This window comes from Tardiphaga sp. P9-11 (genome assembly GCF_008329525.1).
In the GTDB taxonomy this organism is placed as follows: Bacteria; Pseudomonadota; Alphaproteobacteria; order Rhizobiales; family Xanthobacteraceae; genus Tardiphaga.
Genome location: NZ_NPKQ01000016.1, coordinates 1 through 24039 on the forward strand (window position 1 = coordinate 1; position 24039 = coordinate 24039).

General features: G+C 58.2%; 25 protein-coding genes, 1 tRNA gene and 2 pseudogenes. 16 read left to right on the top strand and 12 right to left on the bottom strand.

The genetic code is table 11. The features are described 5' to 3' along the window. Window positions 1–701 precede the first annotated feature (701 nt). The 3 genes from CIW50_RS27895 to CIW50_RS27900 all read left to right on the top strand — a co-directional run bounded on the left by CIW50_RS27895 (window position 702) and on the right by CIW50_RS27900 (window position 1982). On the top strand, window positions 702–953 hold the full coding sequence (locus CIW50_RS27895) for a hypothetical protein (RefSeq protein ID WP_149534419.1): 252 nt from the start codon (window positions 702–704) through the stop codon (window positions 951–953). A 15-nt stretch (window positions 954–968) separates the two neighbouring features. After that, complete coding sequence (locus tag CIW50_RS29265; RefSeq protein WP_172980496.1) at window positions 969–1130, top strand: hypothetical protein; 162 nt, start codon at window positions 969–971, stop codon at window positions 1128–1130. Window positions 1131–1778: 648 nt separating this feature from the next. Then, window positions 1779–1982 carry a CsbD family protein gene (locus CIW50_RS27900; protein WP_068738686.1) on the top strand — a complete coding sequence of 68 codons (204 nt, stop codon included), beginning with the start codon at window positions 1779–1781 and terminating at the stop codon, window positions 1980–1982. A 119-nt stretch (window positions 1983–2101) separates the two neighbouring features. Here CIW50_RS27900 and CIW50_RS27905 read toward each other — a convergent pair whose 3' ends face one another. Both CIW50_RS27905 and katE read right to left on the bottom strand, forming a co-directional pair. Then, window positions 2102–2638: a DUF4142 domain-containing protein gene (locus CIW50_RS27905; protein WP_149534420.1), complete on the bottom strand. Its 537-nt coding sequence runs from the start codon at window positions 2636–2638 to the stop codon at window positions 2102–2104. 275 nt (window positions 2639–2913) lie between these two features. Further along, on the bottom strand, window positions 2914–5025 hold the full coding sequence (katE, locus tag CIW50_RS27910) for a catalase (RefSeq protein ID WP_149534421.1): 2112 nt from the start codon (window positions 5023–5025) through the stop codon (window positions 2914–2916). 1146 nt (window positions 5026–6171) lie between these two features. On the opposite strand from katE, the gene CIW50_RS27915 reads away from it, so the two are divergent. Further along, a complete protein-coding gene (locus tag CIW50_RS27915; RefSeq protein ID WP_149534422.1) occupies window positions 6172–6882 on the top strand; it encodes an outer membrane protein in 711 nt (236 codons plus the stop codon). Between the two features lie 248 nt (window positions 6883–7130). On the opposite strand, the gene CIW50_RS27920 is transcribed toward CIW50_RS27915, so the two are convergent. The 4 genes from CIW50_RS27920 to CIW50_RS27935 form a co-directional block, all read right to left on the bottom strand. Beyond that, window positions 7131–7856 carry a Crp/Fnr family transcriptional regulator gene (locus CIW50_RS27920; protein WP_149534423.1) on the bottom strand — a complete coding sequence of 242 codons (726 nt, stop codon included), beginning with the start codon at window positions 7854–7856 and terminating at the stop codon, window positions 7131–7133. Window positions 7857–9024: 1168 nt separating this feature from the next. Further along, entirely contained in the window at window positions 9025–9234 is a 210-nt protein-coding gene (locus CIW50_RS27925) for a hypothetical protein (RefSeq protein WP_149534424.1), read from the bottom strand. A 278-nt stretch (window positions 9235–9512) separates the two neighbouring features. After that, window positions 9513–9776 carry a PepSY domain-containing protein gene (locus CIW50_RS27930; RefSeq protein WP_149534425.1) on the bottom strand — a complete coding sequence of 88 codons (264 nt, stop codon included), beginning with the start codon at window positions 9774–9776 and terminating at the stop codon, window positions 9513–9515. A 67-nt stretch (window positions 9777–9843) separates the two neighbouring features. After that, window positions 9844–10023, bottom strand: coding sequence for a hypothetical protein (locus CIW50_RS27935; protein WP_068738675.1), 180 nt, complete (start codon window positions 10021–10023; stop codon window positions 9844–9846). A 426-nt stretch (window positions 10024–10449) separates the two neighbouring features. Here CIW50_RS27935 and CIW50_RS27940 point away from each other — a divergent pair, with 426 nt between their 5' ends. Then, window positions 10450–10725 (top strand): hypothetical protein, encoded by a 276-nt coding sequence (locus CIW50_RS27940; RefSeq protein ID WP_149534426.1) that lies wholly within the window; start codon window positions 10450–10452, stop codon window positions 10723–10725. Between the two features lie 84 nt (window positions 10726–10809). On the opposite strand, the gene CIW50_RS29270 is transcribed toward CIW50_RS27940, so the two are convergent. Continuing rightward, window positions 10810–11031 (bottom strand): hypothetical protein, encoded by a 222-nt coding sequence (locus tag CIW50_RS29270; protein WP_172980497.1) that lies wholly within the window; start codon window positions 11029–11031, stop codon window positions 10810–10812. Window positions 11032–11232: 201 nt separating this feature from the next. Here CIW50_RS29270 and CIW50_RS27950 point away from each other — a divergent pair, with 201 nt between their 5' ends. The 5 genes from CIW50_RS27950 (at window position 11233) to CIW50_RS29275 (ending at window position 13592) form a co-directional block, all read left to right on the top strand. Next, window positions 11233–11742: a YciE/YciF ferroxidase family protein gene (locus tag CIW50_RS27950; protein ID WP_149534428.1), complete on the top strand. Its 510-nt coding sequence runs from the start codon at window positions 11233–11235 to the stop codon at window positions 11740–11742. Between the two features lie 393 nt (window positions 11743–12135). Continuing rightward, complete coding sequence (locus CIW50_RS27955; RefSeq protein ID WP_149534429.1) at window positions 12136–12330, top strand: hypothetical protein; 195 nt, start codon at window positions 12136–12138, stop codon at window positions 12328–12330. A gap of 460 nt (window positions 12331–12790) precedes the next feature. Beyond that, window positions 12791–12907: a DUF3606 domain-containing protein gene (locus CIW50_RS27960; protein ID WP_149534430.1), complete on the top strand. Its 117-nt coding sequence runs from the start codon at window positions 12791–12793 to the stop codon at window positions 12905–12907. Between the two features lie 229 nt (window positions 12908–13136). Continuing rightward, the gene (locus CIW50_RS27965) at window positions 13137–13358 is read left to right on the top strand and encodes a hypothetical protein (protein WP_149534431.1); all 222 of its coding nucleotides are present in this window, start codon (window positions 13137–13139) and stop codon (window positions 13356–13358) included. A gap of 57 nt (window positions 13359–13415) precedes the next feature. Further along, on the top strand, window positions 13416–13592 hold the full coding sequence (locus tag CIW50_RS29275) for a hypothetical protein (RefSeq protein ID WP_172980498.1): 177 nt from the start codon (window positions 13416–13418) through the stop codon (window positions 13590–13592). A gap of 424 nt (window positions 13593–14016) precedes the next feature. Here the strand turns inward: CIW50_RS29275 and CIW50_RS27970 are convergent. From CIW50_RS27970 to CIW50_RS27985, 4 genes and pseudogenes are all read right to left on the bottom strand, one after another. Next, window positions 14017–14457: pseudogene (locus CIW50_RS27970) on the bottom strand (transposase family protein); the annotation flags it as partial. 13 nt (window positions 14458–14470) lie between these two features. Then, a complete protein-coding gene (locus CIW50_RS29670; protein WP_149534432.1) occupies window positions 14471–15064 on the bottom strand; it encodes a GGDEF domain-containing protein in 594 nt (197 codons plus the stop codon). Then, window positions 15027–15544 (bottom strand): annotated as a pseudogene (locus CIW50_RS29675) (transposase); the annotation flags it as partial. The gene CIW50_RS29670 and the pseudogene CIW50_RS29675, both read right to left, overlap by 38 nt. Before the next feature lie 217 nt (window positions 15545–15761). Next, entirely contained in the window at window positions 15762–16655 is an 894-nt protein-coding gene (locus CIW50_RS27985; RefSeq protein ID WP_149534433.1) for a dihydrodipicolinate synthase family protein, read from the bottom strand. Window positions 16656–17153: 498 nt separating this feature from the next. On the opposite strand from CIW50_RS27985, the gene CIW50_RS27990 reads away from it, so the two are divergent. The 6 genes from CIW50_RS27990 to CIW50_RS28015 all read left to right on the top strand — a co-directional run bounded on the left by CIW50_RS27990 (window position 17154) and on the right by CIW50_RS28015 (window position 23031). Further along, window positions 17154–18722, top strand: a complete 1569-nt coding sequence (locus CIW50_RS27990; protein WP_149534434.1) for a 2-isopropylmalate synthase — start codon at window positions 17154–17156, stop codon at window positions 18720–18722. 196 nt (window positions 18723–18918) lie between these two features. Further along, window positions 18919–19920, top strand: a complete 1002-nt coding sequence (locus CIW50_RS27995) for a TRAP transporter substrate-binding protein (RefSeq protein ID WP_149534435.1) — start codon at window positions 18919–18921, stop codon at window positions 19918–19920. A gap of 159 nt (window positions 19921–20079) precedes the next feature. Continuing rightward, a complete protein-coding gene (locus CIW50_RS28000) occupies window positions 20080–20691 on the top strand; it encodes a TRAP transporter small permease (protein WP_149534436.1) in 612 nt (203 codons plus the stop codon). Then, window positions 20688–22013 carry a TRAP transporter large permease gene (locus tag CIW50_RS28005; protein ID WP_149534437.1) on the top strand — a complete coding sequence of 442 codons (1326 nt, stop codon included), beginning with the start codon at window positions 20688–20690 and terminating at the stop codon, window positions 22011–22013. Before CIW50_RS28000 ends, CIW50_RS28005 begins: the two co-directional genes overlap by 4 nt. A 118-nt stretch (window positions 22014–22131) precedes the next feature. Continuing rightward, on the top strand, window positions 22132–22782 hold the full coding sequence (locus tag CIW50_RS28010) for a Spy/CpxP family protein refolding chaperone (RefSeq protein ID WP_149534438.1): 651 nt from the start codon (window positions 22132–22134) through the stop codon (window positions 22780–22782). Window positions 22783–22955: 173 nt separating this feature from the next. After that, a tRNA-Lys gene (locus tag CIW50_RS28015) sits at window positions 22956–23031 on the top strand. 104 nt (window positions 23032–23135) lie between these two features. Here CIW50_RS28015 and CIW50_RS28020 read toward each other — a convergent pair. After that, window positions 23136–23690, bottom strand: a complete 555-nt coding sequence (locus CIW50_RS28020) for a sensor histidine kinase (protein ID WP_149534439.1) — start codon at window positions 23688–23690, stop codon at window positions 23136–23138. Window positions 23691–24039 lie beyond the last annotated feature (349 nt).

The following is a 24039-nucleotide window of genomic DNA, read 5'->3' on the forward strand; positions in this document are numbered from 1 at the left end:
AAGGCCGCTATGCAGCTCGCCTTCTGGCTCACGGCTTCACTATTGATCGGCGCTTTCTCTGCCAGCCTGGCGGCGACCGAGGGTGGTGGACTTCGAGACGGAACCTGGAAAACGCGTCGCACGCGATGAGGAGAGAGCAATGCCTATTCTGCTATGGCTACTTGGAATTCCCCTACCACTGATCATTCTGGTACTGCTGCTTCGATGAAATTAGGCCCCCGCGGTGCGGGGCCTTTATTCATCGCGTAGGAGTGCAGGGAATAAGAGCCGGTCGCTTTACTTGACCTCCATCACTGCTCGGATCCTGGCTAATAATCAGTGATGAGAGCATATCTCCCGCCTGAGATGGGAGCGCAATATGTGCACCAAGTGCATCGGACTGGAAGATCAGATCACCCGATATCTTGGTTTTGCCAGGGGCGTAGACGCTTTGACGAGGGGGCGCATCTACGATCTGGTTTTGCATCTCCAGAATCATAAAGAAGTGATTATACACGGCCAGGATACTCTCCAGCCGCGGCTTCTTATGTAGCTCACCTCGCGCGCACGCTTCTCATTAGTTTATCTGACCGCCACGAGATGAGTTTGGCGGGCCGGTTCGGGCATGGCCACGAGGCATTTAGTGGGGCCCGATAAGGAACGAGTTAGCCTGCGCCACGTTCGACTGACAAGGGCGTCATGAACAGATTGGCTTTGGTCCAATGCAAAAGATTATAGCGATCAGCGCTACGGCGCTTCTCCTCGTCGGTGCCACGATGTCGCCGGCGTCCGCCGAAAAGTCCCGCCGGAACCACACTCAGCAAGGCGTCACGTCCGGTCAGGGCATGACCACCGGTACTGGCCGCACATATACTGGCGGCAATGCCGCTCTGAAGGGCAACAGCGGCAATTCGGGGCAAGGGGACAACTCGCTGGGCAACATCAAGGGCGGCAACATCGGCGCCGGCAAGTAACATTACGGAGGGACCATGAGCAAAGAAACTCCCAAAGATGATTCCCGCACGGAGTCAGATTGGGCTCCGACGAAACAGACCGAGAAGCCCTGGAAAGGCGTGCCGGAAAAGGAACAGTTTGCTCAGGACCGGGAAAAGCCGGACCTTGAAAAGTGGAAAAGGACCGACACTCATTGACGATTGCAGCGGACTTGCATCGATCTTTCGATGGTCGGCGATTGAGCCGCCCGAGCAGTATGCTCGGGCGGCTTCTTTGCGAAAATGGTTTCGCGCTTTATGGATGGATGTCCGCTAAACGGCGGCGTCGATCCTCTCCTGCGGTCTGGCCCACGGCTCGGACATGTATCGGTGCCTCCGGCAACGGCATTCGCGACGTCTTGGGTGGGGGATCGTCATCCTCATCAAGGGATCGGAGAGCTGCGAGAATATCACCGATCCTAACAGTCTCATGGGAGCCTGGAATCTGGCGCAGCCACGGCTTCCCTTCGACAGTAAACGCATCTGACGCCCAAGCGGCTAGGATGCATCTCTTTTGCAAGGTGTCTAAGAAGGGATTCGCAAGAACCTCCCGTGGGTGCGTGAAGGTGCTCGCAAGGAGAGAATTTGCGTGGATTTCATTCATCGACATGGCACTGCTTGTCATGTAGGGCCTCCTCACTCCTTTCGTTTAAAGGCGATTGTCGATGTAGATTTTCGCCGCTTTCGGTCAAGGGGGTGAAGCTAGATTTTTTCGCGGCGCTGTTGACTATCCGGCCCTGTCTTAGTGCCGCATGGGAAACAAAGACCCCATCACGACGTTCATCCCGCTAACAAGGGAGAGAAAAAATGGATTGGAACAGGGTCGAAGGAAATTGGAAACAGATGAAGGGCAAGGTCAAGGAGCAGTGGGGCAAGCTCACTGACGATGACCTTGACGTCATCAACGGCAAACGGGAGCAACTCGAGGGTCGTCTTCAAGAGCGTTATGGCTATGCCAAGGACCAGACAACGAAGGAAGTCGACGACTGGTATGGACGTCAGAGTTGGTAATCAGCACGTCTAAATGACGAAAGCCGTCCGGTGTATTGCCCGGGCGGCTCGCTGTGTTGGCCGGTGGCGGCCGGCTCGTCGAGCAGCCGGTAAAAGCCCACCGGGAGGGGCGGAGATTGTTACTTCTTCTTACTTAGATTTTGCGCCATTTCCAGATGGTGCTGCAAGTGCGGGAGCGTTTTACCCGCCCAGTCCTTCAGCTTCGGATTCTCGCCGCCCTTGGCATAGCGCTCGAAGAGCGAGACCGCATCCTTATGTGCGCTAACCTGCATAGCATCGAAGTCGGACGAAAAATCTTCCGCCTTGGCACTCTTCAGCTTATCGACCTTCTTCTGCGAAGCCTCATCCAGTCCGGCCGGAACGTCGGCCTTTATACCACCTGCGACAAGGGCCTTGAGCTCGGTGGACGTCTTTGTATGGTCAGCGATCATCTGTGCGGAAAACGTTTTCTCCGCCGCGTTTCCACGTTCTTGGCCGATTTTGCTAGCGGCAATTTCGGTCATGTCGCTGATAGCGGCCTGTTTGACGAAATCTACTGTGGTCGGAGCGACACCCAGGATTGAGTTAACGCCGGTCTTCTCGCCCACCGATTGAGCGAATGCAGCTGCCCCGAAAGCTATCGTCACGGCGGTGGCTACCATTGCAATTCTGAACATGTCGACTCCTAACGCTATCTGGCGCGGGATCGCGCTCGCTGGAACATGCAATGCCGAATTGAGGAACGAGTTCCACGTCCATATGTTCATGGGAGTTCTTGCGCTATTGGAGATCACGGCAAAGGCTACCTCGCTCGTTCCAATCAGCTCACATTACGCCACTTCTGAGCGCCAACTCTCACGCGTCCTTCTACGAGATTGACGAGACTGACTGCGTCGCATCGAGAGCAGAGGTGGGAACTCCGCTCCGCAATTGCGATCTTGAAAGTGCCAAGCTAACCCATCTTAACCTTAGCTTCCCGCTTCCAGAATCTAAGTTCGGTCAATCGCCCCACGAACGTTGCGATGTCCTTCTTGGCAGCCAACGGGATCACGCCATCGTCGAGCGCGTCCGCAATCCCAGCTTTGGCGAACAGTGGTATCGCGGCTTCGACATAGGCGATGAACTTGCAGTGCGAGAATGCGTCGGCAAGGAAATCGCGCGCCGTCGACTCCTGGAGCAGATCCGCCATTCCCGCTGCGCCCGGCAGCAGCGCCACTGCATCGTAAAGCACCGATGGGCCGCCATCTATCATCTCATCCGCTTCGACGAGGCTTCCGTCGTCAGCCTTCGCGCCCGTTACCTTTGGGGCCACAACTTCGCACACGGCTCCTTCCTTCACGATCGCCGCTTTCAGAGCGGTCAACAGGTTGGCATCGACGCCGTCGGTAACCAGGATGCCGAGCTTACGCCCCTCGAACCGCTGCGGCCCGTTTTTGACGATGCTGAGGGCAGGCGATACATCGAGGTCCTGCCTTGTCGGTACGGCTGCGTCGGCCGGCTTCGGCATCTTCGCTAGACCGAGTTTCTGTCCAACTTTGCCGGCCAGGTCGGTGTCGATGTTGAGGAGATGTGCCACCACGCGCTCGCGGATTTCCGGGAGCTTCACCTTACTGAGTTCGAATGTGAGCGCGGCAGCGATATGCTGCTGTTCGCCAACCGTCTGACTGACGAAGAACTGCCGTGCCTGGCTATAGTGATCGGCGAAGCTTTCTGGCCGCAATCTAGCCTTCTGACCTTCCTCCGCTTCGGCGAAGCTCCTAAAGCCCTTTGCAATCGATTCCCGCGGCCCTATCCCGTAGGAATTGGGCTGATAGTTCGCCCGGCCGACCGGATTGCGCATCGCCATGTGGCCGTCTTGCTGGAAATGGGCAAAGGGGCACTTTGGCGCGTTGATCGGAATATGGGTAAAGTTCGGGCTTCCGAGGCGCTTTAGTTGGGTATCGAGGTAAGAGAAATTGCGGCCTTGAAGGAGGGGATCATTGGAGAAGTCGATGCCCGGCGGGACATTTTGCGTCATGAAGGCGACTTGCTCGGTCTCCGCGAAGAAATTGTCGGGCATGCGGTTCAGAACGAGGCGTCCGACTGGGATCGGCGCCAAGATCTCTTCCGGAATAATCTTCGTCGGATCCAGAACGTCGAACTCGAATTCGTCGGCGAACGCTTGATCGAATAGCTGAACCTGGAGCTCCCATTCCGGATAGTTGCCCGATTGGATAGCGGTCCACAGATCGCGCCGATGAAAATCGGGATCCGCGCCGTTGATTTTCACGGCCTCGTTCCATAGCACCGATTGCAGACCAAGCTTCGGCTTCCAGAGGAACTTCACAAACGTCGACTCGTCCTTGGCGTTCACGAAGCGGAACGTATGAACCCCGAAGCCCTCCATGAAACGGAACGAACGCGGTATGGCACGGTCGGACATGACCCACATGATCATGTGCATGCTTTCGGGCGTCAGCGAGATGAAATCCCAAAAATTGTCATGCGCCGACTGGGCTTGCGGAAACGCCCTGTCGGGCTCCTCTTTGACCGCGTGAATGAGGTCGGGAAATTTGATTGCATCCTGGATGAAGAAGACTGGGATGTTGTTGCCGACCAAGTCCCAATTTCCTTCTTGCGTATAGAGTTTGACGGCGAAGCCGCGCACGTCCCTTGCAAGGTCGAACGATCCTTTGCTTCCAGCAACGGTCGAAAAGCGAACAAATGCCGGCGTCTTCTCGCCCGCGCGTGCGAAGAGGTCAGCGCGAGTGAATTTGGTCAACGGTTTGTAGTTCTCGAAGTAGCCGTGAGCTGCGTATCCGCGTGCGTGGACGACCCGCTCTGGGATTCGTTCGTGGTCGAAGTGGAAGATCTTCTCGCGGAAGTGGAAATCCTCGATCAGGGTAGGTCCCTTGGAACCAATCTTCAAAGTGTTCTGGTCGTCTAGCACCGGACCACCCTGTGCAGTCGTCAACACCTCGTCGCCGGTATCGGCGATCTGGTGAAGCTCTCCACCTTCACCCCGGATCAGCATTTGGTCATGGATCTTCACGCCACCGCTAGTTCGTTTTGCTGTTTTGGCCATTTGTTACCTGCCTCATTGAAGGTGTCGAACTTGTAAACTGCCAACGGAAGCCAACCGGTTCAGTTCCGCCGATCGCCGCAAGCTATGCGAGGTGTCAGCTCAGTCGAGGTGGAGGAAGATGTTTGCGCAGCGGGCAATTTGAGCGCGCTTGTTATTCTAGCGCCTTCAATCTCCCGACGTCGGTCGGGATGGGAACAGCTGGGCAAAAAACAGTACTGCCGAAAACGGCACTGTCTTCGCGAAGTCGACGTCTCAACCGACCCAGCCCCTTACATACGCGACTTAGCCAGCACACCTACCGGCCTTGATCATCATCGCCACTAACAATATGACCAAGACCGGCGAGTGCTTCGTCAATCGCCTCTAGACGCTGCTGTAGTTCCGTGCGGTATCGCTCCAGACGCCGCATAGTGAGGGAGTCCAACGACGCGGTCATGAGTCGATCAACAGTGTCGATATCCCTCATCGGGGATTTACGTTCATCCATGCGCCCCAAAACGCATTTAACTTATTGTCGTTCCGGCTTTCTGCGGCGAGGCCATTCTCCACACTCACTTGGCCTCGATATGGGCTCGTATTGACGCCCTGGAGTTCCGAACACTACCAACGGCTTCCCTCGCTCGCGGGCCTTGTTTTGCACCGCTGTCGCCGGCCGCCCGAGGGCGGCAGCGGCTCGCAGCACCGTTGCGCCGCTATCGGCAAGGCTGATCAATCGAGCAATGACTTCTGGAGTCCAGGTCCTGTTAATCGGGGATCTTGCCTTGGCATCACTCAGGGGATCTTCTGGTATCCGGTCTCGGTGAGCTGCACTTGATCGTTCACTACTTCAACGAGGCCCCACTCCAATAGCTCTCAGTTGGTCTTCCGTGATCGGTGACAGCTTCAGCCTGCCGCCGTGGATGTCGCGGAGCGTCCAGTCGAGCTCGAAATCGTCCTTCCAGTTTCTCAAAGAACTCTCGCTTCAAGGGATGGCTACCCTGCGTGGAGACATTGTTATCGGTTATTGCCGCAGTCGACTTAGCACATCGGTTGGTATTGGGGTGAGGTTGTGGTGCGGTAAAAACTCGCGCGTGTGGCGAAATGGTAACAGCTTCGAGATGCGCGCGGACATAGGATTGTGATCGCCGAACTTTCACAGGAGATCACATGAAACAGATTCTGATGGCCGCTGTCGTTTTAACCTTGGGCGCAGCTTCGGCTTCTGCCGCCGATCTAGCAGCTCGTCCCTACACTAAAGCCCCGCCCGCGCCGATTCCGGTAGGCTACAACTGGTCGGGCTTCTATCTCGGTGTCATGGGTGGTTACGGCTGGTCTGATCGCGTCAACGTCGGCGGTGTCACGACCACGAGCAGCGACCTGCAGGGCGGCTTCGGCGGCGGCACTATAGGCTATAACTGGCAGACGCCCGGTAGCATTTGGGTCTGGGGTCTTGAAGCAGACGCGGCAGCGTCAGACATCTCATATAGCCAGACCGGCTTGTTCGGCATTTTTCCGGTCACGCTTGAGGATAAGATTCGTTCATTCGGGAGTGTCACCGGTCGCGTCGGTGTGACGTCAGGCGCAGCGCTGTTTTACGCCAAGGGCGGTTACGCATGGGCCGATAATCGCTTTTCGATCGCCGGCCTGGGCGGCAGCTTCAGCGAGAGCAAAGTGCTGTCGGGCTGGACCGTCGGCGCTGGCGTGGAATACATGTTCGCCCCCAACTGGTCGCTCAAGGGTGAGTACATGTACGCCGACTATGGCAGCGAACGTTATCTGACTGCATTTGCTCCGGGCGGTCTGGAGCTTGGTGCCACCACCCACACTGTGAAGGGCGGCATCAACTATCACTTCAACTGGGGCGGCTCAAACTTCTAAGTCCGAACACTGAATTCAGCAGACCGGGGCCCGGCGAAAGCCGGGCCTTTTCCCTGCCTACGCATAATCTCCGCCAATGCCGGGAAGGCGTTACCGGGATTTGGTCAGAGGCTAGTGTCGGTCAGACCGCGACGACCGCCGAGATGCTAAGAACCGTGATCGCGTTGTGCAGCCTCTCTACAAACTCGACAGCGGTCTTGAGATTGGCATAGGTGCCGCCATTGTGCTGTTCGTTGACATTCGCGATGTCAGAACGGCTCGCGTCGCAGATGCAAGTAGCGAGGATTGAACTCGCCGCAGTCCGCCAGACCCGCCCAATTTCTGATGGTGAGAGACCCGCTCTTGAAGTCGGCAAGATCGGTGTCTCGAAGGTTGGCCAAAGCGCGGTTTACGGTAGCTAGCGACAGCCCGAGAGCCTCTCCCAGCTGATTAAGACCTATCGGCAGAATACACGTATCGTCACGCGTCAAGCCGAAAGCCCGCGATCGGTAGAAGAGTTCGCAGAAGAGATGAGCCATGCGGGCAGGGGCGGACCGCGCGCTGTTGTTCGTGATCGCTTCACGGAAGATGGCTGCGTCGATCAGGGTTTCACGCCAGATTGCAGCGCCAACCTTTGGTCTACTATCGAATAACTTCATCAAGTCCCGATGCGGGACCGAGGCGACGACGGCCTTGCCGATCGCGCAGACGGCATGATCCATCACCTCGATGAAAAGACACTGTGAATCCGGCATGTCGCCAGCGAGATGAAAGGACAAATACTGGCGTGCGCCGTTCGGCAGGAGATGATAGCGAGCCAGCATTCCTTCGACGACGATTGCGGACACCTTGGGTCGATCGCCTTGCCGAATGAAGTCCTCATGACTATCCAATTCGCGGACAGAGCACGGCAGCCGGCGGATCTCCAAAAGGTCCTCTTGGCTCAGGTACGAGTGCTCTTTCAGTTTTTTTATAAGGACGACTAGAGGGTCGATTTTAGCCTCCTACGCGGCTGAACCTGTTCGGCTGCGCTGATCATCCTAGTCATCTTGACGGTGGCTTCAACTCGCTCGAAAGCCAACCCTTGCTGCGCTCCATCGGATCGACCTCGCACCTCGCGCATCTAAACTCCGAATCTCCCTTTTCAAATGACGTCATCTTGCGATTGCACTTCGGGCATTTCGGCGCTGTAGACCCAATAACTGTCATTGGGTTTGCTCGCGAGCGCTGATCTCCCGCCGAACTTCTCGAACACTTGCGAAATGCTGGCCAAGTTCACGAGCACGTTTTTTGACGGAAGCCCTTGGTCGCTTCATAGCCGCACATGCTCGTAGAAGCGTAGCCCCCTCTGCATGCAACTGTTTGAGCTTCTCCAAGTCCGCATCTTGCCATGCGCGGGTTATCAGCTGACGCTCATTCATGTCGGTTCCTCCGACGGTTCCTCGGGAGGGAACCACAAGCCAGGAGGTGGCGTCGTCTCATTTGAGACGAATTACCGGAAAGCGGTCTCGATGTTGGTGCACCTTTCGCCCGTTTGCCACCCTGGATCCTTGCCACCCGCGGCGCCGTCTCCACGATGCTGGCGATGTAATCGCGTCAGGTGCCTTCCATGTCAGGCTTCCGAAGTGTCCTCGACCGGCTCAACGCGGAAGTTGAGGCAACAGAAGCTTGCGATCGAAGAGTGACGTCCTTGGAAGGTAGGCATTGCGCGTTGAGCCTTACTGGCTTGTCGATACTGGGGATGCTGTCTGGTTGCTCGAACAGCAACGTTAGGGAACATCGTTGCTTAAAGGCCCGGCGAGTAGGTCGCTCTACCGCCGGGCCGACCAAAGCGAGGCTTCTGGGGTCAAGATTCGGTCGCTATCATCCTGCGTTAACTCCAACCGTAAATCCATCAGCCGTTAGATTGAGGCAACTCGCTCAATCCTGTTCTCGAAAAGTGAACGTGGAACAACTTTGGAGCGAAGCGCCGTCGCCAACATCTTGCAGACGCACATCGGTTCGCCTTTGACGGTAATGCACCTGCATGTGTCGCCGTATGCAAATTTTATCAATCTATCGATGTCCTGATCTGCAATCGCTGTTTCGATCTGATCGTCATAAGTCAAAAACGTGCTCCTCGCGGTATGATCAATCCGGATACGACACGGGCGCAAGAAAGTTTCAGTTCTTTTCTGGATCGGGATCGGGCATGCTGCGCGGCAGATCAGTTTTCGGCGAAGTCTCGCCATCGAGCCAGTCCTCTTCTTCGGCCAATGCGAGCCATGCCGTTTCCATGCGCATGAACCGATTCCTGGCCGGCTCGTTGTCGGCTGCCGCAGCCATCTCGGCGCAGTTGTGTGCGTTCGCGCGGTAAGTGTCGGACTGTTTCATCCCGGAAGCCTACGCTGTCCGGAGGGCGTGCGATAGGACCGCCCAGCAGGTGGAACTACTTCCCGGCTTGCGGCATAACTTCCGTATGAAACCAACCAAGTCGCTCAGGAAGCAGGCTGGGAAAGCCGAGGCCGCCGCTCATCGCACGGAAGACACCGGCATGCTGAGCGGATGCACAACCTGGCTGAAGCATTCCGCGCGCAAGCCGAGGCTCTGAAAGCTGAAAAGAAAAAAGGGAAGGTGAGGAAGTAGCTCCCCTTCACCGCAGACCGCGAAGACTAGTCATCAAGCTTCTCAGAGACGATCACGCCAGTCTTCGGATCTGCGCGAAAGTCCATCCTTCGACCTTTCTTGATGCCTTCACCTTCCCATCGGCCATCATCAGCCTCGAGCTTGGTAACCTGCGAGTAGCCGGACTGCAGGACTTTCGCATTTACTTGCTCAATGGGCATCCAATCCGGTCCAGGCTGATCAGCTCGCGCCATAGTCGATGCGCCGATTAGTATGACTCCACAGAGAACAACTGCAGCAAGCCTGTTCATCGCAACCTCCCTTGTTCTGTGTGAGCCAAATTAGAACACCGGAAGATCGTCCTTCGGTGGGAAGGCTTCACTGGATCTTCCGATTTCCGGCCTCCGTCAGTTTGACCTGGTCGTCCACGATTTCGACGAGGCCCATCTCCAAGAGTTCGCTGAGTTGGTCTTCCGTGATCGGGGACAGCTTCAGCCGGCCGCCACCGATATCGCGGAGCGTCCAATGGAGCTCGAAATCATCTCTCCAGTATTTCATCTAGTTGAGCCGTTGCCGGCAGAGGTTGAAAAATTAAAAGGCCGACGGATCGTCCGCGGGGGCTTTCACTATCTAATGCCGAAAGCCAACGTAGAGACCAATCATGGTAATGGCCGATACCAAGATGAAGCAAAAAAGCCCCCACGCAATAATAGTGGCTTCATCTGGGGGATTCCGATTCGTCTTCTGAAGAACGTTCAATGGTCTCTCCCTTTAATCTCTATCGTCGGCGCTCGCATCTCGAGGCGAACTTGTGCAAAGCGTAGCGACGGTAGATCGCAGGGTCCAGAATGAATTGATGGTGCGCTGCAGCGTGGCGCGTAATCAATGGGCTGCCAGGTCGGTAGGTGCCGCAAGCACCGCAGGCCCCATTGAAGGAACCAAAACACCGAACGCGCGATATAGGAGAAAACAAGGGAGGTCGTCATGTTGATGGAAGATGGAAGTGCCGGACGGCCAGTCGCCAGCGCACCGCCATTGGTCGCGCAGACGGTCGACAAGCGAACAATTCTCGAGATGGAGATAGCCCTTACCAAAGCGTGCGAGGTCTTGCCGCGCGAGTTGGACAACCACAAGAACCGCTGCTTCGTCGCCAAGAAAATACTGAAGCGCGTGAATGCGGGTGAGCGCACGTTCGGCGGCATGGTGTCCGCGGGGATGGCGGCAGTGGAGACGCTACGGCGCAGGCAACAGCAGGTTTGAGGGCGTTTCCTGAACAGTCATTCAGGAAATTTATCCTGAGACGACGGAACGGGCCCTACAGTCGCGCATTCAATCTCCGCTCGTTCAAAGGAGAAGATAATGCGCAAAGTTCTTTTGGCTATCGCTGCCTTCGCTTCGATCGGCATCGCTGTTCCTGCCGCTACTCCACAGGCTGATGCTCAGACCGTAGTGGTTCGGCATGGCGGCGGCCATCACGGCGGCTACCATCGCGGTCATCGTGCCAACAAGGTTGTTATCGTGAAGCGCGGTCATGGTCACATGCATCGTGGAATCCACCACGGCCATCGCTGAACGCGTCGCTCTTCAAATCAAAAGGCTCCCTCCCGGGGGCCTTTTTCGTTGGGCGCTAGAAAGGGCAACTGAACAGAGGCCATCGCGTTTTGGAAAGAAGAGCGCAGCTCCTCATCGGAACTTAAGTTCCAGCGGTCTGTTGGGCTGGCGTGATAAGCCGCCCCAGCTCACCGGGGCTACTGGAGGAAATTTCCCATGGCCAAAAAGCCAAAGCTTCTTGCCGACCTTTTCCATGACACGCTCAAGGATGTCTATTTCGCCGAGAAGAAGATTCTCGCCACGCTGCCGAAGATGGCAAAAGCCGCACAATCGAAAGAACTCAAGGCCGCCTTTCTGAAGCATCAGAAGGAGACCGTTGGTCAGATCAAGCGGCTCGAAGGCGTGTTCAAGATATTAGGCAAGAAGCCGACCGCCAAGAAGTGTGAAGCCATCATGGGTATTACCAAGGAAGGCGCAGAGATCATGACCGAATACAAGGGCATGCCTGCTCTCGATGCCGGTCTTGCTGCCGCGGCACAGGCGGTGGAGCACTATGAGATCTCCCGCTACGGAACGCTGGCGACCTGGGCGAAGGAGCTGGGGATGCCTGAAGCTGTCTCGCTTCTCGATGCCACGTTGAAGGAAGAGAAGGCCACCGACGTTGCGTTGACCGCGCTGGCAAAATCTGTCGTCAACGTCGAAGCAGAGCAAGATCTCCAAGGCTAAATGTCCGGCTCCGTCACTGGAGCCGGACTATGTAAGTCCTCCCACCCGTCGAAGAAACCTTTAGCGCAACAGTGGCTTATGTTTTCGCTGAAATGGAGAGCGAAAATGCGCCAAGGTACGTCGTTTCGGTTGATGGCATCCGATGCAGCGAGACAGGCAAAAGAAGCCACGGACCAGGCTGAAGCTCTCCGGCTTTTACAGATGGCACACTACTGGATCTCAGCTGCAGACAACGAGGACTGGCTGAATGCCAACTCGATCCATCATCCGGTAAGATCACCTGGCTCCGACTGAGAACGGTGAAACTTGGAACGATCGGAAGTAGCGGGACTTGACTCCGACAACTGTCGCACAGGGCGACGGTGAACGGCTGTGGCCATCAGAAAGCTCGCCATGAACATCCCGGCCCTCGACCGCGCCATCGATATTTATGGAGCCCTCTCAGGACATTCAGAAGCACCGGGCGTCCGCGCCCAGCTTTCCCCGCATCTTGACCAACTGCACAGTGAGGGGGAGACCGATCATCACCGCCTTACGGTGCATGGCCTCTCGTTCCTTCGGCAGAACGATCTTCAGCGCAACAGCTAGCCGCGCTGCATGGCTCGCTGCTTCTGCAATGACTTACGGAGCGTCGCTTTCGCAGAGTGAGCGCGCTCCTTTTCGCTCGCCGATTTCTTGATCGGACGAAATGGGCCGGTCTTGGAATTTCCGGCCATCGGCATTGCTGGCATCATCTGGGAGCAGGATTCCGACTGGGAAGGTTGAAGGCCCATAGGGGCCGATGTCCGTGTGCGCTTGGGCATATTTCTCAACCCGCCACTCAACCCAAAGTTCATTCGTGCAGATCAAGCGGCGGCAAAAAGACACCTCGTCCCTCTAGAAGGCCGGCATCAGTACCGCGAAGAGGCGCGGCGACCTACCGCGGCGGCGGCCATACTGGCCGCGCAGGAACAAGAAAGTCAGAAATGCGTTCCTTTAGGCATCCAACACTGGAGGATGCCATGGACGATCTGAAGAACAAGGGCAGCCCGATCGCAGCAAGATCAACATGCACGAGGCGCATGAGGTCAAGTATTGGACCAAGGAGCTCGGCGTGGATAAAGACAAGCTGCAGAAGACGGTCGGCAACTCAGCCGCCGCAGTTCGCAAGGAGTTGGCAGCCTGAGCCAGTCAACGGAATCCCTGCACGAGCAATCTGTAAAGATCGCGCTGGATTACCTGGCGGGGGTTGGCCGCTTGCGCGACCCGCAAGAAGCGTTTGAATTTATTGGAAAGCATGTCGCGTACCAGATCGGGCAGGGAGTCGTCAGTCCTCTGCTACTGTCGAACCAGGCGATTGCAGCCTACGAGCGCCATAGGGAAAAGACGCCGCTTCGATTGGTGGAGTATGAGTGATGATGCCGCTAATCCGGCCTTGGTCGGCCGAAGAAAGTGAAAAACTTAAAGCCATGGCTGAAGCGGGTGCATCGCCGATCAAAATTGCTGCGGCCATGAAACGTAATGTGCAGGCCGTGAGACGTCAGGCGAATCGATTGGGGATCTCTTTGCCCACAACGCGAGAGACGCGCAAACGACAGCGTGCGTTAGAGGCGGAAGCCATAAGGTCTTCAGCATGACATCGCAATTAGGAACAAGCTGCGCGTTCCGTAGTTGCTAGGGAAATGGAGGTTCCCATGCTTACAGACGATCAACTGATGGTTCTGCGGGAAATCGATAACGCCTTTGCTTTTGACGATACAGCCAAAGCTGAAGAGTTGGTGCTGGACGGCTATGTCCAGAAGGACGGCGATCTTTATCAGCTTACGCCAAAGGGTGAGAAAAGCCTGCTCGACAATGGCGTCTCGGCATAGACTGCATCGTGAAGGGATTCCAGACCTCACACAGAAGCTCAGGGAGGACGACGAGGCGCTCCGGGACCGGTCGTCGCTCCAGAGGCGTCAAATTATATCGCACAATTGAGGGACATTGAGCCAACCGAAAGCTGCCGGGTTCTGCGACTATGGCTAAGCACGATGTTGCCGACGATAGGTTTAGTTTGCCCCTTGCACCGTATCGGTCACAACTAGCCCTCCGCAACTTCACAGGAGGCTGTGAGATAGCATAGATCTCGGTAAGCAAGCATGACAGCCGCCATGCCCGCCGCGACTCATTGTTGTGGCTGATGCGGTCAGTGAAAATTCTCTCCGGATATGCTCGAAAAGTCCGTCGAAGTACGCTGTTGTACGCGAGGGCCATCGGTTGTTCGCATTGACGTTGCTCGTCGCGCGGTCAGCCACGCCTTCGAACGACCCTGAGCAACGTATCATTGCTAACCGGCAGCATCAGCCGACGGGCGATGTTTGCCGCCGGCCGCCCGCCCAATGCGAGGCCTAGCTGATGGACGACGTAGTCGAGTCGGGCTGTTCGCCGCGCCCAGGGCGCCAGGATGCCTTCAACGAAGCGCTCGGTGAAGACACGTCGCCCGCACAGAACTGCATCGCAGCGGAAACGCCGCGCCGCGACCACAAGCTGAACCCTCCGTCCAGCCAGAGGCAAATCCGCAAGGCATCGCCGATATCGGCTATGGATTCGTCTCGATCCTGCTCCACACCCCGGGCAGAGACTCATGTCGCTGGTGGAACGGACGGTGATCACGGTCGTGTCGCCGTCGCAGATGGCGCTCTCTACATCGAACCCGCGAGGGACCAGCGCCGATGGAGGTAAGGCTCGCTGCATCATGTTGATTCCCTTATGAAACCAACGCGAGCCGACTCTCGAACTTCATCAAAAGTGAGTCAGAGCCAAATTTGAACGCCGATTGACACCCCGAGGCCTTCGCGCGATACATCGCATCATCTGCACTTCGCAGCATTCGGCCGGCGTCTTCAAAGGCATCGCTTGCCACCGCGATTCCGATGCTCGCTTCAATTCCGAGGCTGTCTCCCGGCCGACCATTAGGCTCGCCGAATGCATCGAGTATGCTGGCTGCGAGGTCGCGGGCCTCGGCGGTAACCGAAATGCCGCATTGAAGTACGGCGAATTCATCTCCTCCGAGCCGTGCCACCAGATCTCGTTCGCCTACGCAGCTGCGAAGGCGGCGGGCGACAGTTACCAATAGCTCGTCGCCTGCCGAATGCCCGAAGGTGTCGTTCACCGCCTTGAACCCGTCGAGATCGATGAATAGCACCGCGAAGGTAGGACCGCCGCGTGGTCGGTCACACTCTGTTTGCAGCCTGTCGAGAAAAAGCGCGCGGTTCGGCAGCCGTGAGGGGATCGTGATGTGCGAGGTGCGCCACCCGCTCGTCCAGACGCCGCAGCTTCTTGTGATTGATCGAAACGCCATCGATGCGCAACAGCAGGAGCAGGCGACGGTAGCCAAACCGCCGCCTGATATTGGCCAGTTCGCGCAACCTCGCGCGAATGACAACATCGTCGGGCCGCACGCTGCGATAGCGTACCGAGGTTCGATCCGCTCCGATGACCGCACACGCCCGCCGCTGGCTGACCTCAAAACTTGAACAAAGGTGAGCCACAGCTTGTCGCTTCGCGACGGGCGTCGCCATTTTTTTGAAGTGAGATCCTTCAACATGGCGTTGTCGAGCATCGCTTCGGCCAGCAGCTTCTTTAGCTTGGCATTCTCGTCGGTCAGAACCTTCAGGCGGCGGGCCTCGGACACATCGAGCCCGCCGTACTTCGCCTTCCATTTGTAGAACGTCGCGCTGCTGTTCCCGTACTTGCGACAAACGTCCCCGGTCTTCGAGCCTGCCTCGTGCTCCCGCAGCACCGCGATGATCCGCTCTTCCGTGAACCTCGACTGCTTCATCTCCGTCTCCCTTCAGGTGACGGATTCTACCTATTTTTGGCGGAAGTTCAGGGGCTCAGGTCACTCCGTGCAGCCAGTCGACATTGATACATCCGAGTGATACCCAGAGCTGAAATGCGGTGGCCTTAAGTCATTGTTTTTACTGAGCTTGAAGGGCTTGTGAGACAACCCGCCCTTGGGCACTCCAATTGGTGTACCGGGGAATGACAGTGTGGGCTTAACTCAGCTTCAATTCCTTCAACACTGCCGCGACCTTGTCCTGCGCCGCATCGTTCAATGGCAGCACCGGACGCGGTGGCTTTGCATCCGTCAGCCCTACGATATCCGCAGCCGCATACATCACACGCAGGCTGGAGAATTGCTTGAACAGATCCCAGAGCGGCTGCATGGCGTTGTTGAGGCGGCGTGCTTCGTCCGCATTGCCGGCTTGTGCAGCGCGGGTGATGGCGAGGCAGCTGTTGGGAAATAGGCCGGCAGCGACGCAATACCAGGCATCGCCGCCGGCAAGCAGCGTCTCCATCGAATTCCAGTCCCCGGCATAGCCCACCGAAAAGCCTGATGGTACGGCGGCGCGCATCTGCTTCAGGTGACCTGCGGCGAGGCCGGCTTCGGGGGAAGTGCCTTTCACCGCGACAACGCCGGGAATCCGCGCGATGCGACCGACGAGGTCGGGCGTGAACTTGAAATGCGTGGTGGCGAAATTGTCGTAGATCACGATCGGCAATTTGCTCTCATCGGCCACCACCTTGAAGTGCTCGAACACCTCGTCCTCGGTGAGCGGCGTATAGGACACCGGCGCCAGCAGGCCTGCGGCAGCGCCTGCCGCCTTGGCATCGCGGGCGAGTTCGATCGTCTCGTCGGTGCGCAGCGCGCCGATACCGACCAGCACGGGAACCCGGCCGTTGACCTCCGCAATGGCGGCTTCAGTGGCGCGCCGGCGCTCGTCACGGCTGAGAAACGGATACGATCCGGTGCTGCCCAGCAACCCGATGGAATCGACCTTGGCGGTCGCCAGCGGCGCTACCATACGTCGCAGCGCAGGGGTATCGACCCTGCCATTCGTATTCATTAGCGTGATCGGGAAAGCGGATAATCCCTTGGCGAAAGTCATCGTTCTGTCCTTGCGATTGCCGTTCGGTCTTAGGGTAAAAGTCTGGCTGGGAAAACGTCCAGTTCCGCTGTTCTGGCTGGGCCAGTCGGCCAGGCGCCCGAACGTCTCCAGGATGGATTTAGGTCAGTCTTCCTGACCCTCTTTGCCGTTGCAGGCCCCCGCATTTGTCGTCTAGAACGACCCAAGGCTCTCGTCGGCAACGAACCATCAAGGGTTTTCCTTGAGACTGGTTTTGGCCGAGGATGAGGGCCTGAAGGTGTGGCAATGCTGATTCGCAGCGATATGGTTGGAATTTCCGGGGGAGTGGCTGTTGCCGCTGGTCCCGACGCGATTCCGGCTGCGTTGCGCTCCAACCTCCTTCTCGGCGGGCTGCTTCTGCTTATCTGCCCCTGAGCGCCGTCTGGGCCATTTGGCCTGGGTACTCAGGGGATCATGACACGCAGACCATCAGCTTCCCCTGGCGCCACACAGACCGCGCCCCGACTTAAGGAATATTCCATGACCGCGACCACGAAGTCCGACAAGGACCGCGTCTTCATTTTCGACACCACCTTGCGCGACGGCGAGCAGTGCCCCGGCGCTACCATGACGTTTGAAGAGAAGCTGGAAATCGCCGAGATGCTCGACGACATGGGCGTCGATATTATCGAGGCCGGCTTCCCGATCTCGTCGGAAGGCGATTTCGAGGCGGTGCAGGAGATTGCCAAGCGCTCGAAGAACTCGGTCATCGCCGGCCTCGGCCGCGTCAATCCGAAGGACATCGATCGCTGCGCTGAAGCGGTGAAGCCCGCCGGTGATCGCGCCCGCGTCCACATGGTGATCGCGACCTCGCCGTTGCATATGCGCGTCAAGCTCAACATGACCCCGGAGCAGGTGATCGACGCCTCGGTCGCCGGCGTCACCCGCGCGCGCAACATGGTCAGCAATGTCGAATGGTCGGCTGAAGACGCCACCCGCAGCGACATCGATTTCCTGTGCCGCATCACCGAGGCCGTCATCAAGGCCGGCGCCACCACGGTGAACATTCCCGACACCGTCGGCTACACCACGCCGGAGGAATACACCCGCATCATTCGCACCCTGCGCGAGCGCGTTCCGAATTCCGATCAGGCGATCTTCTCCGTCCATTGCCATAACGATCTCGGCATGGCGGTGGCGAATACGCTGGCCGGTATCGACGGTGGTGCGCGCCAGGTCGAATGCACCATCAACGGCATCGGCGAACGCGCCGGCAATGCGGCACTCGAAGAAGTCGTGATGGCGATCAATGTGCGCAACGACAAATTCCCATACTGGAACAGGATCGACCCGACGATGCTCACCCGCGCGTCCAAGGTGGTCTCGGCCGCGACCTCGTTCCCGGTGCAGTACAACAAGGCGATCGTCGGACGGAACGCCTTCGCGCATGAGAGCGGCATCCACCAGGATGGCGTGCTGAAGGACGCCTCGACCTACGAGATCATGACTCCGGCCTCGGTGGGCCTGAAGCAGTCGTCGATCGTGCTGGGCAAGCACTCCGGCCGTCATGCCTTCATCCATCGCCTGGAGGAGCTGGGCTACAAGCTGGGCAAGAACCAGATCGAGGACGCCTTCATTCGCATGAAGGCCTTGGCGGATCGCAAGAAGGATATCTACGACGAGGATATCGAGGCACTTGTCGATCAGGAGATCGTGCAGGCCCATGACCGCATCAAGCTGGTCTCGCTGACGGTGATCGCCGGCACCCATGGTCCGCAGCGCGCGACCATGAAGCTGAATGTGGAAGGCGTGGTGAAGATCGAGGAGGCCGAAGGCAACGGCCCGGTCGACGCCGTCTTCAACTGCATCAAGGCGCTGGTGCCGCATGAAGCCAAGCTGGAACTGTATCAGGTCCATGCCGTGACCGAAGGCACCGACGCGCAGGCCGAAGTGTCGGTGCGGCTGGCTCATGAAGGCCGCTCGATGACCTCGCGTGCCGCCGATCCGGATACGCTGGTCGCTTCGGCCAAGGCCTACCTCGGCGCCTTGAACAAGATCGTCATGAAGCGCGAGCGCGACATGCCGACGCCGGTTGCTGCCGCGAGCTGATCGCTTCCCAAAACCTATACGCGCAACGAAACGCGGTGCCGCAAGGCGCCGCGTTTTTGCATTGCAGTAAAGCTTTTGCTCCAACCCCTGCGAAGGGAGCGATGGCGTTTGATCGCCGATGACGATAAAGCTGCCCGTGGCATCCAAGCGCAGCGACTTTTTGAAACAGCTCCGCGCGACCAACAGGGAGAACATCATGCGCAAGTTTATTTTGGCGGCAGCGTCGATCGCAGCGCTCGCGCTGGCCGGCCCGGCCTCCGCTCAATCGCCCGTCGTCATCAAATTCAGCCACGTCGTCGCGCCGAACACGCCGAAGGGGCAGGGCGCGGAGAAGTTCAAGGAACTCGCCGAGAAATACACCAATGGCAAGGTGAAGGTTGAGGTCTATCCGAATTCGCAGCTCTACAAGGATAAAGAAGAGGTCGAGGCGTTGCAGCTCGGTGCCGTGCAGATGCTGGCGCCGTCGCTCGCCAAGTTCGGCCCGCTTGGCGTCAAGGAATTCGAGGTGTTCGATCTTCCGTACATCCTGCCGGACAAGGCGGCGCTGACCCGCATCACCACCGGGCCGATCGGCAAGGGCCTGCTGGCAAAGCTCGAGCCCAAGGGTATCAAGGGTCTCGCCTACTGGGACAACGGCTTCAAGATCATGACCTCAAACAAGCCGATGCATAAGGTCGCCGACTTCCAGGGCATGAAGATGCGTATCCAGTCGTCGAAGGTGCTCGAAGCCGAAATGCGTGCGCTCGGTGCCATCCCGCAGGTGCTGGCCTTCTCGGAAGTCTATCAGGCGATGCAGACCGGCGTTGTCGACGGTAACGAGAACACGCCGTCCAACGTCTATACCCAGAAGATGCACGAAGTGCAGAAGCACATAACGCTCTCGAACCACGGCTATATCGGCTACGCCGTGATCGTGAACAAGAAGTTCTGGGACGGTCTGCCGGCGGATGTGAAGCCGCAGGTCGAGAAGGCGATGGATGATGCCACCACCTATGCCAACGGCTTGTCACAGAAGGAAAACGACGACGCCATCGTCGCGATGAAGAAGGCCGGTACCACCACCTTCTACGAGCTGAAGCCGGAAGAGCGTGCCGAATGGATGAAGGCGCTGGAGCCGGTGACCGCGGACATGGCATCGCGCGTCGGCAAGGATCTGATCGCGGCATTCCAGAAGGAAGCCAACGCGAAGACCAATTGAGGCGCAACTTAGCTGAGACCTTATCCTGAGGAGCGGCCTGATTGGGCCGCGTCTCGCAGGGTGAGTGAACGATATTCATGGTTCGAGACGCGCGCCAGGAGGCGCGCTCCTCACCATGAGGCCGCCGCCAGGCGGCCCAGGGGGAAGGGGACATATTCCGTGCGGTTCTTGTTACGCATCCTCGATCGGCTCGAGGAAACCCTGATCGCGACGCTGATCGGCGCTGCGACGGTGGTGATCTTTGTCGCCGTGGCGCATCGCTACACTACCGATTTCGTGGTGTCGTATCGCAATCTGCCCGGCGCGATGGCGGCCTACAAGTTTCTCGCCGGCATCCATCTGTCCTGGGCGCAGGAACTTTGCATCTACATGTTCGTGTGGATGGCGAAGTTCGGCGCCGCCTACGGCGTGCGCACCGGCATCCATGTCGGCGTCGACGTGCTGGTGCTGCAACTGCCGCCGAAATGGCGCAAGGGCACCATCCTGTTCGGCCTGCTCTGCGGCGCGTTGTTCACCGGCATTATCGGCACCATGGGCGCGAGCTTCGTGATGGGTCTGTCGCAGACCGACCAGACATCGCCAGATCTCGAGCTGCCGAGCTGGATCGTCTATCTCTGCATTCCGCTTGGCTCCTATCTGATGTGCTTCCGCTTTCTGCAGGTCGCCTACAGCTATTTCCGTTTCGACGATCTGCCGCATCATGATCACACCCATGTGGAGGGCATCGACGTCGACACGGCGATTGGTCCGACGCCGGAGGGCGTCCGATGACCACGTTGATTATCTTCGCGCTGCTGATTGCGCTGATGCTCACCGGCATGCCGATCTCGATCGCGCTCGGCCTGACGGTGCTGACCTTCCTGTTCTTTCTGACGCAGGTGCCGATCGAGGCGGTGGCGCTGAAACTGTTCACCGGCATCGAGAATTTCGAGATCATGGCGATCCCGTTCTTTATTCTCGCCGGCAACTTCCTGACCCATGGCGGCGTCGCCCGCCGTATGATCAATTTCGCGACCTCGATGGTCGGACACTGGTATGGCGGCCTCGGTCTCGCGGGCGTGATGGCTTGCGCGTTGTTCGCGGCGATCTCCGGCTCGTCGCCGGCGACCGTGATTGCGATCGGCTCGATCCTGCTGCCTGCGATGGTCGCGCAGGGCTTTCCGAAGCGGTTTGGCGCAGGCGTCATCACGACGTCTGGCGCATTGGGCATCCTGATCCCGCCGTCGATCGTGATGGTGATCTATGCGGTGGCGACCGGCGGCAGCGTCGCGCTCGGCCCCGATGGCGCGCGCGTCACCTCGGCATCCGTCGGCCAGTTGTTCATCGCCGGCGTCATTCCCGGCCTGATGCTGGCGACGCTGCTCGGCGCCACCACGGTGTATCGCGCCTGGAAGTTCGATTATCCGCGGTTGCCACGGGCGTCATGGGGCGAGCGCTTCAGGGCGTTCCGCGAATGTATCTGGGGCCTGCTGCTGATCTTTCTCGTGCTCGGCGGCATCTATCGCGGCTGGTTCACGCCTACGGAAGCCGCGGCGGTCAGCGCCGTCTATGCCTTCATCATCGCGGTTTTCGTCTACAAGGACATGGGCCTGAAGGACGTGCCGCGGGTACTGCTCGGCTCCGCCAGCATGAGCGCGATGATCCTCTACATCATCACCAATGCAGTACTGTTCTCGTTCCTGATGACGTCGGAACAGATCCCGCAACAGCTCACCGCCTGGATCGTCGACATCGGCGTCAACTGGTGGACGTTCCTGATCTTCGTCAACATCCTGCTGCTGGTCGCCGGCAATGTGATGGAGGCGTCGTCGATCGTGCTGATCACTGCGCCGATCCTGTTTCCGATCGCCGTCAAGCTCGGCGTGCATCCGGTGCATCTCGGTATCCTGATGGTGGTCAATATGGAGGTCGGCATGTGCCATCCTCCAGTGGGCCTCAATCTCTATGTCGCTTCGGGCATTGCCAAGATGGGCATCACGGAACTCACCATCGCGGTTTGGCCGTGGCTGCTGACCATGCTGATGTTCCTCGTTGCGGTGACCTTCATCCCGGAGATCTCCCTGTGGCTGCCGCGCATGCTCGGAATGCTGTGACGAAATCTCGGCGCCGGAAATATTGCGACAACATATCGCGACACCACATGGCCAAAGCGTAAGTTGAACGCACGGCAGTGCGGGATCATCTTCAGGCAACTTTCCAAAGGAGGTTGCCATGAAGAAGATCTTGCTGGCCGGTGCCGCTGCCGCCGTGATCGCCGGTTCCACCGCGGTCTATGCCCAGCATCGGCCTTGGATGCATCATCAAACCCGGATGAATCCGGAAGACCGCGCCGCGTTCGCCGATGCGCGCATCGCTGCCGTGAAGGCCGGGCTCAAGCTGACGCCAGACCAGGAGAAGCTGTGGCCGGCGGTGGAGAGCGCGGTGCGCGATTTCGCCAAGCTGCGCATCGACCGCGCCAACGCGCGCATGGAAGAGCGCAAGAGCCGCGACGACGACGCGAAGCGGACCGACATGCCTGACAATCCGGTCGCCCGCCTGCAGCAGCGTGCCGGCGACATGGCCACGACGGCCGCCGCGCTGAAGGAGATCGCCGATGCCGCCGACCCGCTCTACAAGACCCTCGACGATGGCCAGAAGCGCCGGCTGACAGCGCTGACCCATATGGGCGGTCGCTTCGGTGGCGGGGAAGGTTGGCATCATCGCGGGCCGCGGTCTGGCTATGAGCGCGGCAGCTTCGAGGGCGAGGGATTCGGCCCGCGCGGCTTCGATCGCCCAGGTTTCGGCGACGATGATGACCGCAGTCCAGGCCGCTCCGGCGACAGATTCGGCCGCGACGCCGCGCCAGGCGCCGAGCGGCTCTGACGCGACGCAGTTTTCCACTGTCGCAATGACGAAGAAGCCGCTGAATTTCAGCGGCTTTTTCGCATTCTTGCGATTGCGAAAATCGGTGCAATTTTTGTGACAGCGTCGCTGGACATCCCGGGATCGCTTTGCTAAACGACGCCGTCCCCACGGGGATATCCGGATCTGGATCCGGGCGCATAGCTCAGTTGGTAGAGCAGGTGACTCTTAATCACCGGGTCCTAGGTTCGAGCCCTAGTGCGCCCACCAAAAATCTCAACAAATCAATCTGTTAGAATTTCGGTGGTCAGTCATTCCAACCGGGTTTCGGTTTTCATTCCGACCCATAACCTGCTTTTGTTCTTGGACAGGCCCTATTTGCTCATCGAAACAATGGGTACTTCCAGAGTGTAAGTGAAGCCCGATGGCGGGTAAGCCAGATGGACAGACCCGCTCAATTGCTGCCCGAGCAATTCCATCATGCGAGTGCCGAAGCTTCGGCGAGTGGGCGAGTAGACATGCGGGCCGCCGGTTTCGATCCATCTTAAAGTGAGCCGCTGAGATGGATGGTCAACCGGCCATTCAATCTTCACGCGACCTGCAGGGTCTAACAGAGCTCCGAATTTCGTGGCATTGGTGCAAAGTTCGTTGATCGTCATCGCAAGTGCGATCACTGCAGCCGAAGCAATATCAAGTTCCGGCCCTGATAAAACGAAACGGCCAGCAATCCTCGTGGCAAAAGGCTCTATAGCTTTGCGGAGTGTCATTCCAAGCTCCGCGCCGGCCCAGCTCACCTGCATCAACAGATCATGCGCTCGACCGAGAGCGAGAAGCCGCCCCTCGATGGCTTGCTGTGCATGCTGCACACTCGTGGCGGTTCGCAGGCTTTGAGACGCGATAGCGCTGACCGTCGCAAGCGTGTTTTTGATGCGATGACCCGTTGATGCGCGGCTCGATCAGGTGCAGATAGGCGAGGTCGAGTGTTTAGATCGAGGTGTGCGGGGCCGATGACGCCATTGATCTGTAGTAAAAGAGACATATAGCGATTACGAAACATGGAATAACGAGGGCCGTGACACTCCAGGTGCCAAGCGCAATCAACGTCACCTGACTTACTATCGCTAGAGACGTGTAAGCGATAATGCTCCATCGCCTCATCATCCAAAGACCTCCAAAGCAAATGAGCCCAAGAGCGGCGCTCAGTAGTAGGAATAGCGGATACAGGTGACCGATTGCTTGGGCTTGTGGTGAAAGCGCCATAGGCATGGCAGTAAGTCC